15 protein-coding genes are annotated in these 15,171 nt (G+C 53.3%); 8 read left to right on the top strand and 7 right to left on the bottom strand.

Going from position 1 to position 15,171, the window contains the following annotated elements; translation table 11 throughout:
• Positions 1–106 precede the first annotated feature (106 nt).
• Both MKY74_RS30505 and hflX read left to right on the top strand, forming a co-directional pair.
• Positions 107–1,705 (top strand): sensor domain-containing diguanylate cyclase, encoded by a 1,599-nt coding sequence (locus MKY74_RS30505; RefSeq protein ID WP_076173578.1) that lies wholly within the window; start codon positions 107–109, stop codon positions 1,703–1,705.
• A 508-nt stretch (positions 1,706–2,213) separates the two neighbouring features.
• A complete protein-coding gene (gene hflX, locus MKY74_RS30500) occupies positions 2,214–3,485 on the top strand; it encodes a GTPase HflX (protein WP_076173579.1) in 1,272 nt (423 codons plus the stop codon).
• Positions 3,486–3,571: 86 nt separating this feature from the next.
• Here the strand turns inward: hflX and MKY74_RS30495 are convergent, their stop codons facing one another.
• A complete protein-coding gene (locus MKY74_RS30495; protein ID WP_143811887.1) occupies positions 3,572–3,796 on the bottom strand; it encodes a hypothetical protein in 225 nt (74 codons plus the stop codon).
• Positions 3,797–3,810: 14 nt separating this feature from the next.
• On the opposite strand from MKY74_RS30495, the gene MKY74_RS30490 reads away from it, so the two are divergent.
• Entirely contained in the window at positions 3,811–4,200 is a 390-nt protein-coding gene (locus MKY74_RS30490) for a YmaF family protein (protein WP_076173580.1), read from the top strand.
• A gap of 9 nt (positions 4,201–4,209) precedes the next feature.
• On the opposite strand, the gene MKY74_RS30485 is transcribed toward MKY74_RS30490, so the two are convergent.
• A complete protein-coding gene (locus MKY74_RS30485) occupies positions 4,210–5,943 on the bottom strand; it encodes a PQQ-dependent sugar dehydrogenase (protein ID WP_084204067.1) in 1,734 nt (577 codons plus the stop codon).
• A 438-nt stretch (positions 5,944–6,381) separates the two neighbouring features.
• On the opposite strand from MKY74_RS30485, the gene MKY74_RS30480 reads away from it, so the two are divergent.
• The 5 genes from MKY74_RS30480 to speD all read left to right on the top strand — a co-directional run bounded on the left by MKY74_RS30480 (position 6,382) and on the right by speD (position 10,113).
• The gene (locus MKY74_RS30480) at positions 6,382–6,711 is read left to right on the top strand and encodes a PadR family transcriptional regulator (RefSeq protein WP_076173581.1); all 330 of its coding nucleotides are present in this window, start codon (positions 6,382–6,384) and stop codon (positions 6,709–6,711) included.
• Positions 6,712–6,725: 14 nt separating this feature from the next.
• Entirely contained in the window at positions 6,726–7,589 is an 864-nt protein-coding gene (locus MKY74_RS30475; RefSeq protein WP_076173582.1) for a pentapeptide repeat-containing protein, read from the top strand.
• 15 nt (positions 7,590–7,604) lie between these two features.
• Positions 7,605–8,366, top strand: a complete 762-nt coding sequence (locus tag MKY74_RS30470) for an ABC transporter ATP-binding protein (RefSeq protein ID WP_076173583.1) — start codon at positions 7,605–7,607, stop codon at positions 8,364–8,366.
• Positions 8,366–9,133, top strand: a complete 768-nt coding sequence (locus tag MKY74_RS30465) for an ABC transporter permease (RefSeq protein ID WP_076173584.1) — start codon at positions 8,366–8,368, stop codon at positions 9,131–9,133. The genes MKY74_RS30470 and MKY74_RS30465 overlap by 1 nt, the downstream gene beginning before the upstream one ends.
• A 173-nt stretch (positions 9,134–9,306) precedes the next feature.
• Complete coding sequence (speD, locus tag MKY74_RS30460; RefSeq protein WP_076173585.1) at positions 9,307–10,113, top strand: adenosylmethionine decarboxylase; 807 nt, start codon at positions 9,307–9,309, stop codon at positions 10,111–10,113.
• A gap of 144 nt (positions 10,114–10,257) precedes the next feature.
• Here the strand turns inward: speD and MKY74_RS30455 are convergent, their stop codons facing one another.
• From MKY74_RS30455 to phnC, 5 genes are all read right to left on the bottom strand, one after another.
• A complete protein-coding gene (locus MKY74_RS30455; protein WP_076173586.1) occupies positions 10,258–10,527 on the bottom strand; it encodes a hypothetical protein in 270 nt (89 codons plus the stop codon).
• A gap of 216 nt (positions 10,528–10,743) precedes the next feature.
• Positions 10,744–12,477, bottom strand: a complete 1,734-nt coding sequence (locus MKY74_RS30450) for a hypothetical protein (RefSeq protein WP_076173587.1) — start codon at positions 12,475–12,477, stop codon at positions 10,744–10,746.
• A gap of 226 nt (positions 12,478–12,703) precedes the next feature.
• Entirely contained in the window at positions 12,704–13,531 is an 828-nt protein-coding gene (phnE, locus tag MKY74_RS30445) for a phosphonate ABC transporter, permease protein PhnE (protein WP_084204068.1), read from the bottom strand.
• Entirely contained in the window at positions 13,528–14,340 is an 813-nt protein-coding gene (phnE, locus tag MKY74_RS30440; RefSeq protein WP_076173588.1) for a phosphonate ABC transporter, permease protein PhnE, read from the bottom strand. Before phnE (MKY74_RS30440) ends, phnE (MKY74_RS30445) begins: the two co-directional genes overlap by 4 nt.
• Entirely contained in the window at positions 14,337–15,107 is a 771-nt protein-coding gene (gene phnC, locus MKY74_RS30435; protein ID WP_076173589.1) for a phosphonate ABC transporter ATP-binding protein, read from the bottom strand. The genes phnE (MKY74_RS30440) and phnC overlap by 4 nt, the downstream gene beginning before the upstream one ends.
• Positions 15,108–15,171: the final 64 nt, after the last annotated feature.

The raw sequence follows: 15,171 nt of genomic DNA, 5'->3' as shown, positions 1-15,171 counted from the left end.
GCAGATGGCACAACACGCTATAGATGCACTTCCGGCGTTCATGTATAATGTAAAGCGTCACGATGCGACATCTTTTTCTATTTTTAGACTCAAGGTGGATATAACGTTGAAATATTTGATCCAAAAAGGTTTTACGCTCCGGTTTACGATCAGCCTGCTTGTCATTATTGCGATCCTGCTTACGATGCTGACCAGCATCACTTCAGCCGTTCAAGTCAACCGCGCTACCTTAATTGGCAATTATCTTCAGAATAACGAGCAGTATGCCAAAAAGCTGGCTTCCAATACGAACGAGCTTCTCGTTACGATGCAGCAAAATATCAATGCGATTGCCAAAATATCCGGACGGAGCCAGGAGATGGACGCCCAGCTCTTTGACGATCTGTTTCAGGAGAATACGCAGTATTTCAACTCTATAGTCGTTGCGGACGCCGACCGCATCGTCCGGGCGCTCAGTCCGCATACGATCGGCATTGAAGTCGGGGATCAGCTGACCTCGGCCCAGAGCAAAATGGCGGTCTCCTTGAAAGCGCCTTTTATTTCGAACCCCTACCGGGCGACGACAGGGAGATACATTATCCTCATTTCAGCACCAATCGTCGATGCATCCGGCGCTTATCAAGGGTTTGTCGGCGGAACGATTTATCTCGAAGATAAAAACGTGCTCAGCACGATGCTGAAGGAGCACTTTTTCGGCAACGGGTCTTACGTTTACGTAGTGGAGAAGAACGGGGCCATCATTTTTCATCCGGACAAGCAGCGAATCGGCAAATCGGTCATCAGCAATCCGGTCGTGAAGAACGTCCTGATGAAAAAAAGCGGGTCGCAGCGGGTGACGAATTCCGAAGGGGGCCAATTCTTTGCGGGTTACGCTTATGAACCGAGCAGCTCGTGGGGGATTATTTCCCAGACACCGACGTCGGTCATTGACAAGCCGCTTCATGATTTGATCAAAAGGGTGCTTCTCGCCTCCCTTCCGTTCCTGCTGCTGATCCTCATTTTGGGATGGTGGGTGGCCAGCCGCATTGCCAAACCGCTCAATACGCTGGCTCAATTTTCCGACCAGGCCACGCTCGGCTCGGCACGCCCGCAGAACGTTCCCGACATTAAATCGGCTTATTATGAGGTCAGGCTGCTGTCACAAAGCGTCAAAATCGCGTTCCAGCACTTGAATCAGGATTTGACCCAGCTTCGGAACGAGGCGGGCGTCGACGAGCTGACCGGGCTGGCCAACCGGAGGACGCTGGATACGGTGCTGCAGCAGTGGACTGAGTACCATGTGCCCTTTGCAGTCATCTTAATAGACATTGACCACTTCAAGGGAGTCAACGATACTTATGGGCATGTGCTCGGCGATCAGGTGCTGAAGCACTTGGCCCAGCTGATGCGAAACGTGTCCTTGGAAGGGGATTTGTGCTTCCGCTATGGGGGCGAGGAATTCGGGATTCTGGTGCAGCGCAGTGGGCCGAGGGAAGCCGGCGTGGTGGCCGAACGCTTAAGAAAAGAGATGGAGAGAACCGTGAACCCGATCGGAGTGCCGGTGACGATCTCGGCCGGCGTAGCGGCGTATCCCGAGCATGGCCGCTCACCGCGCGATTTGATCCTGAAAGCGGACGAGGCGCTGTACCGCTCCAAGACGGGCGGGCGCAACCGCGTCACGCTGTCTGGGGAAGCGGAGGTTAAGCAGGTACGATCAGGAAGGTAGCGGCAAATCTTTTCATCTTTTTGGTAATTGGGAATTGTATCCGCCGCGCTGTTGTGTTAACATGGGGATACTTATAATGATCGGAGGGTTCGAATAAGATATGTACTACATCAAATTCCGTTTTTTCACTTTGTGCCGCTAACTGAATAGTGCTCAAAGGCTCTGCCCCTGTGCGGAGCGAACGGGATTGGTCTGCATATCTTTTGGAACCCGATATATACGTGCCGAGTGTGCTCATTGTTTTGAGTATGCCGGGTGTATGAGAGGGAGGGCGATCCGCCCTCTTTTTGCTGTCTTCAGGCAGCCGTAGGGCGTTCCTCATGCAATAACATAAAACCAGCCTGATTGGAGAATGCTTAGGACACCTTAAGCTTGACGGGCAGCTGTCATCGAGCAAGGGGGTTCTTCTTTTCCAGCGCTGATATATCCGTTCGCTTTAAACCACAGGGTACAGCCTGCGGTTTTTTCGTTTCATCGAACAATTCAAGCTAATCCGGAGGTAAAATATATGGAACCCATTCAACAAAAAGCGATACTGGTCGGCGTGAACCTGAACAATCAGCCCGATTTCGAATACTCCATGGAGGAGCTCGGCAATTTGGCCGAAGCCTGCGAGGTGGAGGTCGTTGGGCAGCTGACGCAAAATATGGAGCGCGTCAACAAATCCCATTACATCGGTACCGGGAAAGTTGAGGAACTGGGCGGCTTATTCCGGGGACTCGAGGCGAATCTGATCATTTTCAACGACGAGCTCTCGCCGTCGCAGCTCCGCAACCTGGAAGCGGATCTGGAGTGCAAGGTCATCGACCGGACGATTCTGATTTTGGACATTTTCGAAAAAAGGGCCAAAACGCGGGAAGCCCAGCTTCAAGTGGAGGTTGCTCAGCTGCAGTATATGCTGCCGCGCCTCGTTGGCCTGCGCGAGTCTCTCGGACGGCAGGGCGGCGGCGTCGGCATGCACAACCGCGGCTCAGGCGAAACGCGGCTGGAGCTGGACCGCCGCCGGATCGAGGAGAAGATCAGCGCCTTGAATAAGGAGCTGGAATCGCTGGTGTTTCAGCGGCAGACGCAGCGGAAGCAGCGGAAGAAAAACGAGCTTCCGGTCGTGTCGCTGGTCGGCTATACCAATGCGGGCAAATCGACAATCATGAATGCTATGCTGGAGGCCTATTCTGCGGCCGGACCGACCGGCGAGAAGGCGGTATTCGAGAAGGATATGCTGTTCGCCACGCTGGAAACGTCCGTGCGGAGCATACAGCTGGAGGATCATAAATCCTTTCTGCTCACCGACACGGTCGGGTTCGTCAGCAAGCTGCCCCATCATCTCGTCAAGGCGTTCCGGTCGACGCTGGAGGAAGTGTCCGAGGCGGACCTGCTCATCCATGTCGTGGATTACTCGAACCCGAAGTATGAGCAGCTGATCCGAATTACGGAGGACACGCTGAAGGACATCGGCGTTACGGACATTCCGACCATCTTTGCTTATAACAAATGCGATCTGGCGGGCGTGGACATTCCAGAGGTCAAGGAGAAAAGCGTCTATCTGGCAGCCAAGCCGAGAATCGGGATGACCGAGCTGGTGGATCTGATCCGCAGCTCTGTGTTCAAGGATTACGTCACCTGCGAAATGCTGATCCCGTATGACCGGGGCCAGGTGGTTTCGTATTTGAACGAGCATGCCAGCATCCACGCGACCGAGTATGAAAATGAAGGTACACGGCTCTCGCTGGAATGCCGGCTTCAGGACTTTGAGAAATATCGCGAATACGTTATAGAATAATGCCGAATTAAACGTCTATCGACGTACGTTCGCCGGAGACCGATAGCATTGGTTCAGCTCCGCTGAAAATTTATGAATTCTATCATCTACAAAAAACCTGCCGATTCACGACAATCTGGTGTCGTGACCGGCAGGTTTTTTGCTGCCCGTCCATCGGATGGATGACCGCCATGGCTGAACGTTTCAACCGTTTGTAAGATTTTTAACCATAAACCATATTTCTGCATAATGGAACAGGCTAACGCCATATGATTTCTGCGTATGATGAAGCCGATGTTTTTTTGCTTGATCAAACCGATAACTTGAATCATAGGAGGTTAGTCAATTGGAAATCCCAATCACAGGTTTGCTGTTTCATTCTGAAGGTTCCGGTTCCGAGCATCATCACAGCCTGCTTATTACATCGTGGGACGGAAGGCCGGTCCGGGTCCATGTTCATCCGATTTCAGGTGATACTTCGTTTGACGTGGGGCACTATCATCACTACGCCGGAACAACAGAACCTGCCCCCAGCGGCGTTCCCCATGTCCACCGTTATCATGTGGAAACATCTTTTAACGATCAGCATGTTCATTATATTCAAGGGACGACGGGACCGGCCATTCCTTTGCCGGGAGGCGGGCATTATCACGATTTTGCGGGTTATACCACGGTAAACGGCAGAATCCCGCACTCGCATCGGTACGGAGGCAGAACAGGGAACGAGGAGGATTAAGCCGATCCGCTATATTTTCACGATCTTCCACAGGCTCCCGGTTCCAGGCGTTGGGTTATGCTTACCCATCAGGCCAAAATCGACAAGGTACAGCTCATTTCCTTCGGCATTAAATTTGACATCAATAGGCCGGATCGGCCCTTGTTTCGTAGATTCGCCATGTGGATTGGTCAGAAAATTTGAAATTTGCCCGGTATCCAGGTTGACTGAAACCACTTTGAATCCGGGAAGTTCCTCGGTTTTTTCAAAACCGGATTCTCCAAACTGGGCGACAAACAGTTCCCCTGGACTGCCGAATTCAGCGTTCGTACAAACATCAAATTTCATGGAAGCGCTATGCGGCTGCAGACGGGCGAGCGGTTGGGCGGCAAGCGGAGGATGGTTGCGGATAAGAAAGGTAGGCTTCGCTTGTTCCGCGGCATGAAAATGGGGGAGGGTTACGGGCAAACCGCTAAAAAACTCCGGAAATCCGTACCACCCCCCAGGGGTGACCTCCCAAATTTTATCCCAATCCAGCTTGATTTGCCGGCTTCCCCGCGGATCGGCGCCATGGTCCGTTACGATCAGTTTCCCGTTCATTGGGGAAAATCTTAAACCGAACGTATTCCGGAAGCCGTCTGCGACGATCTGTAGGTGGCTTCCGTCAGGATTACAGCGGTAGATGACCCCGTTAGCCAACAATCGGCCTTTGACGATATCACCCGATTTGCTCGGAACTCCAAAGGCATGGTATGCCCCCGTTACGGCTGCCCCTGGTTGATCGGATAGCGGATCCCGGGTAATAAAATTGGTGCCGATCAATTCCAGGTCTCTGGCCGGCACATCGTGAAATTGCGGGTGATGCTTCAGGATCAGCATATTATCCAGCCCTACAACAGCCGAATTCGTGGCGGTACCGACGGAAAAGTACAGTTTGCCGTCAGGGCCGAACAGAATGTCTCCGGTAAAATGGTCCCCGCATGTGCGCAGCCCGCTAACAATCGTTTGCCTAGTACCGTCCGGCGATACTCGAATAATTTCCCCGCATCCGTCTGACGGCTTTTCCCCTAAATTTCCTGCAGCCACATACAAATCCCCATGATGCCAGGCAATGCCTGTTACAGGACCTCCGAATCCTGAGGCGATTTCTGTAAAGGACCCATCCGATTCCAGGCGGAGCACGCGGCCCATTCCTGGCTCAGTCCCGTAAGCAAACCCGGCTTCGGCAACATAGACGGTTCCTTGCGGGTCAAATGTCATGACCGTGGGGAACGTTAGCCCCGTGGCGATCCGCGTCAGCCGGTACCCCTTTTCCAATATGTAATCAGGCTTTTGCGTTTCATGTTGGGGTTTGAAAAGCTGACCAAAGGTCTCCTTTAATGCTGTAAGTGTATTGACCTGCGCCAGCTGAGATTTCATCAAGTCTTCGATCCCTAGTCGATTCGAAGAAACCGGCAAAAAGTAATCGGGATAGCTGATGTACTCCTGCAATAATTCATACTCCCGGTGGTGGAGTTCTTTGATGCATTCCAGAATCGGATTATACCGTATATTCACTGTTGCAGAAGGACTGGATATCCCCAGTGAAGCCGCGAGCTTCCTCAATGCATCCAATTGCTGTTCCTGCTTGTTCAGCAAATCGTTCAGCGGTGCCTGCAGCTTCGGAAACGGATTATTCTTCTGAAGATGCCGGTACAGAAAATAATTGACCCATTCCCAGTGATACTGCTTTTGAACCATTCCCTGCGGTACATATTCGTTCATTGAAACACTCCTCCTCGATCCTCCAAAAGGAAAGTGGTGTCCAGGATGTCGCTAGATGTCCAGACTAAGGCTTGTAATGTATATTCCATTCCGGATTTCAATAGAAGGGTCATGACTGAATGAAAAAATGGGTCATTTCCCGGAAAATAATTTGTCGGATGCAGCCCATTTGCAGCGGGCTCTCATCAAGGGCTAGTGCTAAAAAACAGCGGGACTAGGACTGAGGATGCAGTCTTAGATTGCCGCTGTTTTCTATTTTCGGCAGGGGTAAACCATTGAACCGCAAAAAAACTCCCGTTAAACCGAGTTTGATTTTTGCTGAATGTACGCCGTTTCTTATTCTTTAAGCACCTGTATTTTGGGCAAAGTATTTTTATTAACAAATTACCTTGACAGTCATAGTAGTATATCGTATCATGCAGATATGGAGGTGATGACATGAAAGACAACAAAATCACATCCGACCTGCTGCGAGGCCATACCGACACGATGATTTTACGGCTCTTATCCGAAGCCGACCGCTACGGTTATGAAATTGTCAAGCTGATTGTCGAGCGTTCGGGCGGTGAGTATGAATTAAAGGAAGCCACGATGTACTCCAGCGTTCGGCGGCTTGAAGGTGACGGTGATATCGAGTGGTATTGGGGCGATGAATCGCAGGGCGGACGGCGAAAGTATTTTCGGATGACTAAGAAGGGCAAGGCAACTTATGAACGCAACCAAAGCAACTGGAAGTACGCCAAGCGCGTGCTTGAAAACTTATTATAAGGAGAGATGATGGGATGAACGAGAAATTGACGAACTATCTGAACGAGGTTTTTGCTGCATACGAAGGGGTGAGAAGCGTCAGCGAATTAAAGGCCGACCTGCACTCCGATCTGCAGGAGCGGTACCGTGAGCTGAAAGCCGAAGGCAAGGACGATGAAACGGCTTTGGAGATGACTATCGACAGTATCGGGGACATCGAGCAAACCGTACTGGAGGTGGCAAACCTTTCCCGTTCGCTGGAGCGGCAGGTGCTGACCAACCTCAGCGCGAGCAACTTGGCCGAAAGCGACTTTGCGGGCGTTACCGCACATAAGGGGAAATTCATATCAAGCACGCTCCGAGGCTCCGACTTCACGAATGCGGACTTGACCGGCAGTTCATTTAAGAGCAGCGATGTGAAGGATGCCCGATTTGACGGCGCAAACCTGACCGACTGCAGCCTGACCACCCTGGACCTGGCCAATGCAAGCTTTAACGAATCCGCTCTTGTACGAACGAACTTCAGCAAGTCGTGGCTGGCCGGAGCCACATTCACAGGCGTTCACTTGACCGACGTCAACCTGACGATGACCGCTCTCACCAAAACCGTCTTTGAGAATTGTGTATTCGACGGAGTGGACTTCACATCTTCCGATCTGACAGGGCAGCGCTTCGATGGTCAAATCTTCATTGGCGTCAAGTTCGACAGAGCCGGGTTGAAAGAAGTTTCGTTCAAGGGCGCTACGCTCAAAAATGTGTCTTTTCAAGGGTCGTTGTTGTCCAAGAAATATTACCGCGCCATTAAAACGATCTGCTTTGACGGGGCAACGATGGATAAGTTGACCTTTGCCGCACTCAAGGGCATGGATGCCGATTTGTCAAAAGTTACGGTGATCTGAAAAGGAGGAGAAGATATGCCAAACAAATCGATTCAAGTCAAAGGACTGCAAAAATCCTACAAACAGCAGCAAGTTCTAAAAGGTGTGGATTTTGAGGTGGATCAGGGAAGCATTTTCGCCCTGCTCGGCTCCAACGGGGCGGGTAAGACGACAACCGTAAAAATCCTTACCACGCTGCTTAAGCCTGACGGCGGAACCGCTGCCGTCAACGGATTCGATGTCACCTCAAAGCCGGACCATGTACGGCAGTCGATCAGTTTGACCGGTCAGTTTGCCGCCGTAGACGAAAATTTGACCGGACAGGAAAATCTAATCATGATCGCCAAGCTGCGGCATCTCGCAGCTCCGCGTGTGGTCGCACGCGATCTGCTTATGCGCTTCGGCTTAACGGATGCCGCGAACCGGAGAGTATCTGCTTATTCGGGAGGGATGCGCCGCAGGCTCGACCTCGCTATGAGCCTGATCGGAAAACCGCAGATCATTTTCCTTGACGAGCCGACGACCGGGCTTGATCCCGAGGCGCGCATCGAGGTGTGGAAGATCGTCAAGGAGCTGTCGGACGGCGGCACGACCGTATTCCTGACCACGCAGTACCTGGAGGAAGCTGAACAGCTTGCCGACCGAATCGCCATTCTGCATGAGGGCAAGATTATCGCGAGCGGCACGCTCGCGGAACTGAAAAAGCTGTTCCCGCCTGCAAAGGTGGAGTACGTTGAAAAACAGCCTTCATTGGAAGACATATTTCTTGCCATCGTTGGCAAAAAGGAGGAAAAGTAATGGAAGCGGTAAAGAAGCATTACTTCAGCGATATGGGTGTGATGCTGGGACGTTCCATGCGCCATATTTTCCGCAGCTGGGACACCATCATCACGGTCACGATCATGCCGATCGCATTTATGCTGCTGTTCGTTTATGTATTCGGAGGCGCCATTCAAACCGGCACAGATAACTATGTAAATTATTTGCTGCCAGGCATTTTGCTGATTGCCATTGCAAGCGGAATTTCTTATACGGCGTACCGCCTGTTTATCGATGTGCAGCGGGGTATATTCGAGCGGTTCCACTCCATGCCGATTGCCCGTTCCACCATGCTGTGGGGACATGTGATCAGCTCGCTGGTATCCAATGCCATATCGGTGGTCGTCATCATTCTTGTTGCGCTATTAATGGGCTTTCGTTCGTCGGCAGGGCTGCTGCCATGGCTTGCCGTAGCCGGCATACTGATGCTGTTTACACTGGCGTTAACGTGGGTCGCGGCGATTGCCGGGTTGTCCGCCAAATCCGTAGATGGCGCAAGCGCCTTTTCCTATCCGATTATCTTCCTGCCGTTCATCAGCTCCGCGTTTGTGCCGACCGATTCGATGCCCCGGGTCGTTCGCGCCTTTGCCGACAACCAGCCGGTGACCTCGATCGTGGAAGCGATCCGTTCGCTGCTGTCAGGTCAGCCTGTGGGCAATGATATCTGGGTCGCTCTTGCATGGTGCGTCGGGATCATGCTCGTGGCATATGTTTTTGCGATGAGGGCGTATAAAAAACGGGTGTGATATCCGTAAATCCCCGCTTATCTCAAGCTGCTGCCTACCATCCGGCATTGTTTGTCCCTGCCCCATTTGGGGTAAAAAGTGTAAATAAACAAAAGCTGCCGTTCCAGACGGATAATGCACCATGATCAGGGAATATTAGGCAGTGGACATGAAGACAGCGGGGTGAATGTGCAATGAAGGAAATACCGGAGCAGCACGTTAAGCTGCATGGGTTTAACAACCTGACGAAGTCGCTCAGCTTTAATATGTATGATATCTGCTTTACGCGGACCAAAGAAGAGCGCGAGGCTTACCTGGAATACATCGATGAGCAGTATAATGCGGAGCGTCTGACGACGATTCTGAAGACGGTGTCGGATATTATCGGGGCTCACGTGCTGAATATAGCCAAACAGGATTACGTGCCGCAGGGGGCGAGCGTGACGATTCTCGTCTCCGAAGGGCCGGTGGTGGAGGTTCCGCAGGAATCCTATTCCGAATCCCCCGGACCGCTGCCGGACTCAGTCGTCATGGCCTTGGATAAAAGCCATATTACGGTTCATACGTATCCGGAGTTCCATCCGGATGAGGGCATCAGCACCTTCCGGGCCGATATCGACGTATCGACCTGCGGGGAGATTTCGCCGCTGAAGGCGCTGAACTATCTCATTCATTCTTTTGACACGGATATTATGACCATCGACTACCGGGTTCGCGGATTTACGCGTGATATTAGCGGCCATAAGCTGTTCATCGACCACGATATCAATTCGATCCAGAACTATATCCCGGATGAGGTGAAGGATATGTACGACATGATCGACGTGAACGTGTATCAGGAGCATATCTTTCATACGAAATGCAAGCTGCGGGAATTTGACCTGGACAATTACTTGTTTGGCTATACCAAGGATACGCTGAGCGAGAGCGAGCAGGAAGAAATCACGGAGCGGATTACACTGGAAATGGACGAGATTTATTACGGCAAAAATTTGGTTTGAGGCAGATGAACTTGGTGCGGAAGTGATGAAGTTAAATGCGATAAGGCGATGAAGTCATGAAAGAGAATAAAAGCCTAACTACGCTGGCAATAAGGCGTTGTGCTCACATATAGGGGTACGGCGCTTTTATTTTGCTGGCGGCAGTTATTTGAAAATGCTGATCAAGATGGAGATCACCGCAAACAGGGCGATGCCGGACATAAAAAAGTAGCCGAAGTAGCGGATCGGGGCGGGGAGCTGGTCCATATTGACCTTTTTGGGCGGGCCGCCGCCTTCGATGGTTTGTATGTTTCTGAGCTGCTCATCAACATAACTTTCATGATCAAGGGTCGCAGCGGTTTCGCTCGCGGGCTGCGTTTCGTGAACTGCGGGCTTTCCTTGCGGACTGGCGGAACGGGATCGGTTGGGGTCCATGGGGGTCAGCTCCTTTTTTGTTTAAAATTACATTTAATTTCCATTATTGTAACATACGGGGGATGGAAAAGCATCTTCAGCCGGATCGTAAAAAAAGACTGGATCTGTGGGAAAGCCACGTGGATCCAGTCTTTTTTAGTAGAAGAGAGCCTAGTGTGAAAGCCATGATTGTACACAAGGGGCCGATCTCGTTCCCGGGATGCGGGATTAAACCTTTTATGGCTGAGATGTGCCAGGCTCAGCGCCTGCCGGATCGGGCGTGCTTGGCTCGGACGAGTCAGGCTCAGCGCTTCCTGGATTGGACGTGTCTGGATCGGACGAACCTGAGGCGGTATCACCTGAATCGGCCGGGACCGGATTGGACGGCTCAGGATCCGTGCTGCCCGGAACAAGGGAACCCGGATCAGTCGAATCCGACTTGGCTGGACCGGTCTCTTCACTAATGCGGTTAACCGGTTTTGGGACGTAAGGTTTGACGACCAGAAGGGAGGCGGCGGCTGTTTGTCCGTTATATTCGGCCTTAATACTTGTTAGGCCTGGTGCCAGCCCGATAATATTACCCTCTTCGTCAATGGATGCGATCTCGGGATTTTCGATTGAAAATCGGGTCTCTTTGGTCACCGGAAGAACGGTGCCGTCCGGTTTTTTCAACAAAGCGACGATATCAATCATGTCGTTTACCGTCACGGAATACTCGCTGTCATCCAGAAAAAATTCGCCTTCGCCGGGCTGCTCGCCTTGAGATACGAGCTTAAACTTTGTGAGCTGAAGATAAGCGGAGGACTCGATACTGTTTAAATATACAAACCCGCCGTCTTGAAGGAGGGCTGCGTGATTGAAACTTCCCGTATACCCGGGGATCTCCTGGCGAAGGACATCCATGATTTTCCCTTCGGCGCTAAGCTTCAGGATCACATGGTCATCGCTCGTTTGATCTTTTCCGAGTACCAGATAACCATCGTCTACATGGTTCATTTGCAAGAACGAAATATCGTCCAATTCCGGCGAAGAATCGGTTAATCTCAGGTTCCAGAGTGTATTTCCGGAACGATCGATTTCCCAGAGGCCTTCGGCATTCAGCATAATATAGCCCTTCCCGTCGGCCGAGGGCATGATCTGCTTGTAATCCAGCCTCCCCCAGTCCGAAGTCTCTTTCATGCGTTTGGATATCAGTTGTCCAGAAGCATTATACTTGACCAACAAAGGATAGTATGTAGAGGAATCATAGTATCTGCCTACCACCCAAAAGCCGCCGTCCGAAGTCTCGGCAGCAGCGTTGAAAACTTGACCATCCCTAAAGTCGGTCGGTCCGCCCCCGCTGTAACGAAATATATGGTCCCATTGCAGATGGCCGTCTTTGTCCGTTTTGAAGACGTAGGCAGGAGCCGTATCGGAGCGGTTATAGGTGGAGGACGTCACGATAAAACCGCCGTCGCTCGTTTCCTGGACGCTGTTGACCGGATTTTCGAAGACGGTGCTGTAGGCCCGGTTCCATTCCACTTGTCCCGTGGACGACAACTTAAGGAGGTATGCGCGATAAAGGGGCCCGCCATTGGAACGGTCATCAAGGGCTGCACCAATGATATATCCTCCGTCCCGGGTCTGTTGAATGTCGTACCCGTGATACGCTTCTGTGACGTAATGATCGTCGAAAAAGTCTGTTTCCCACTCGGTGCCGCCGCTTGCATCCGTTTTGATCACATGCAGGCTGGTGGGGCCGAAGGTACGGCTCGTGAGGTCGCTGAGCACGACAAAGCCGCCGTCGGCCGTCGGCGCCACATGGTCCGGCGTATTGTAGTTCGCGGGATCCCCGAAGAATTGGGTCCATTCCGCTTCTAGCTGGGAAGAGCTCATGTCCGCATAACTTGTAGTAGTCTGGCTCACCCATAGACAAATTCCTGTCAACAAAGCCATCAACATCATCGCCGGTTTGCGCAAGGCTGTCGTCAATCTGCAACACTCCTTTAGCATTGGTAATATGATCAAATTCTATTGTGCAGTAGGAGCTGGCGGCCCGACAGGTGCGCTGTAACCATTCTGCATATGAGGTTTGTCTTATTTTCAAGTTAGCTGGCAACAGCGGCATCGGAAGTTCAAAGTCTACCTTGGAAACAGAAAATAGCTGCAACAATGCAGCTATTGTGGCCATTCTTACCTGTTATTCAGCGCTCCCCGATTAGATGATTTTTCTCCGCACCCATCCCGAAATGAGATCCGTCAGGATGACCAGGACGATGATTCCCAGCAAAATGATGCCCACACGGTTCCAGTTGCGCACCTGCAGCGCGAAAATAAGCGGGGTGCCGATGCCTCCGGCACCGACCAGACCGAGGGTCGTGGCGGAGCGGATGTTGATCTCGAACCGGTACAGCGAGTAGGAAAGGAACTGCGGGATGACCTGCGGCAGCACCGCATACCGAAGCACCTGCAGCCGGTTCGCCCCGGACGCGATCAGGGCTTCCTGCGGTCCGCGGTCGATGCTCTCGATCGTCTCCGAGTAGAGTTTGCCCAGCATGCCGACGGAATGGATGCCCAGGGCAAGGACGCCGGCAAAGGAGCCGGGACCGACGGCTTTAATGAACAGAATCGCCACGATGATTTCCGGGAACACCCGGATGACGCTCAGAACCAGCTTACCGCTGCCGGACAGCGCAAGTCCGCGGCTCATATTGCTGGAAGCCCAGAAGGCGAACGGAAAGCAGACGACGGCAGCGACGACGGTGCCGAGGACGGAGATGACGAGCGTATCGAGCAGACCACGAAGCAGATCCTCTCCGTCCGGAATATACACAAAAGACCAATCCGGATGCAGGAAGCCGGTCAGGATGGACTTGGAGACGGTGCCCGCCGTCCCTTGAATCCCTTCAAAGTGCATCCCCTGGATGGACCACCAGTAGACGGCAATCACCACCAGCGTGACCAGTCCGAAACGGATGCGTGAGCGAAGCACCGAGCCGAATGACACCGGCGTGCCGGACGGCGGCAAAGATGTGTTACGGTTCATAATAATCTCCTCCGAATCAGCGCGCTGCCGTAATCGATGATCAGAACGATGACGAGGGTCAGCAGGATGATGATGCAGGCGCGGTCGTACCGGAACAAGCCGAGGGAGCGGTCGAGCAGGAGGCCGATGCCGCCCGCCCCGACAAGCCCGAGCACGGCGGCTGCGCGCACGTTCACCTCAAACGTATACAGCAGGTACGACATAAAATAGGGCAGGGCCTGCGGGATGACGGCATACCGGATGATCTGCAGCCGGTTTCCGCCGACGGCCGACATCGCCTCCAGCGGCCCCGGGTCGATCGCCTCGATGGCCTCGAACGTCAGCTTGGCGATAATGCCGAAGGAGAAAAAGACGAGCGCCAGCATCCCTGCAAACGGGCCGATGCCGAACACGGCGACGAATATGGCCGCGAACAGCAGGTCCGGAATGGTGCGGACGAGGTTCAGCACCATTCGTACCGGCAGCGAGACGAAGCGGCTCACGCGCAGGTTGGACGCGGACAGCAGCGCCACCGGAATCGCCAGCAGCCCGCCGAGCGAGGTGCCGAGCACGGCGATCTGTACGGTTTCCATCATCGGGGCCCATATCGTGGGCAGGTAGCTCCAATCCGGCGGGAACATTTCCGCCAGGAGGCCGCCCATCTGCGGCAGGCCGGTGATGAGCTGGTAAGGGGTGACCTCGGTGCGGATGGAGCAGGCGATGAGGATTGCGATCAGGACGATCCACCCCGCGTACCGCTTGTATTTCGGCGGTGGAGCCATCCCGGGAAGGGTGGCCGGCTGCAGCTCTGCCTGAGTCGCCGCCTTCATGACACGCCTCCCAGCAGCTCGTCCTTAAGGACCGGCCGCCCATAAATTTCGGCCAGCGCCTTGTCTGTCGCCTCCTCCGGGGTACCGTCGAAGACGACCTCGCCGGCGCGCAGCCCGATGATCCGGGTCGCATACTCCCGGGCCAGGTCGATAAAATGGAGGTTGATCACGGTCGTAATGTTCATCTCGCGATTGATCCGCTTCAGGTCGTCCATGACTTGGCGGGTGGTGAGCGGGTCCAGCGAGGCGACAGGCTCGTCCGCGAGAATGACCCTGGCCTCCTGCGCGAGCGCACGGGCGATCGAGACGCGCTGCTGCTGGCCGCCGGACAGCTGGTCGGCGCGGACGTACGCTTTTTCACGGATGTTGACGCGGTTCAGGGCCTCGAGCGCGATGGCGACGTCCGGCTTCGGGAACCAGCCGAGCATCGTCCGCAGCGTCGAATGGTAGCCGACCCGGCCGGACAGCACGTTGCTGAGCACGTTCTGGCGCTTGATCAGATTGAAGTTTTGGAACACCATGCCGATGTCGCGGCGGATCAGCCGAAGCTGGCGGCCGGCCGCACGGGTGACGGATTGTCCGCCGACGCGAATTTCCCCGGAGGAAATTTCGTTCAGCCGGTTAATGCTGCGCAAAAAGGTGGACTTGCCCGCGCCGGAAAGGCCGACGATGACGACAAGCTCCCCTTCCTTGATGGTCAGATTAATGTCGCGAAGCCCGACCGTTCCGTTGGGGTACACTTTGGAGACGTGATCGAATTCAATCATGAGATTCCAACTTTCTGTCGTATTTTCAGATAAAACGGGAAAACAACACCGCCATGGAGCCATT

The organism is Paenibacillus sp. FSL R5-0378 (assembly GCF_038009285.1).
Classification (GTDB): domain Bacteria; phylum Bacillota; class Bacilli; order Paenibacillales; family Paenibacillaceae; genus Paenibacillus_AQ; species Paenibacillus_AQ favisporus.
Note: the sequence above shows the minus strand (reverse complement) of the source record. Positions and strands in the feature narration are given on the sequence as shown.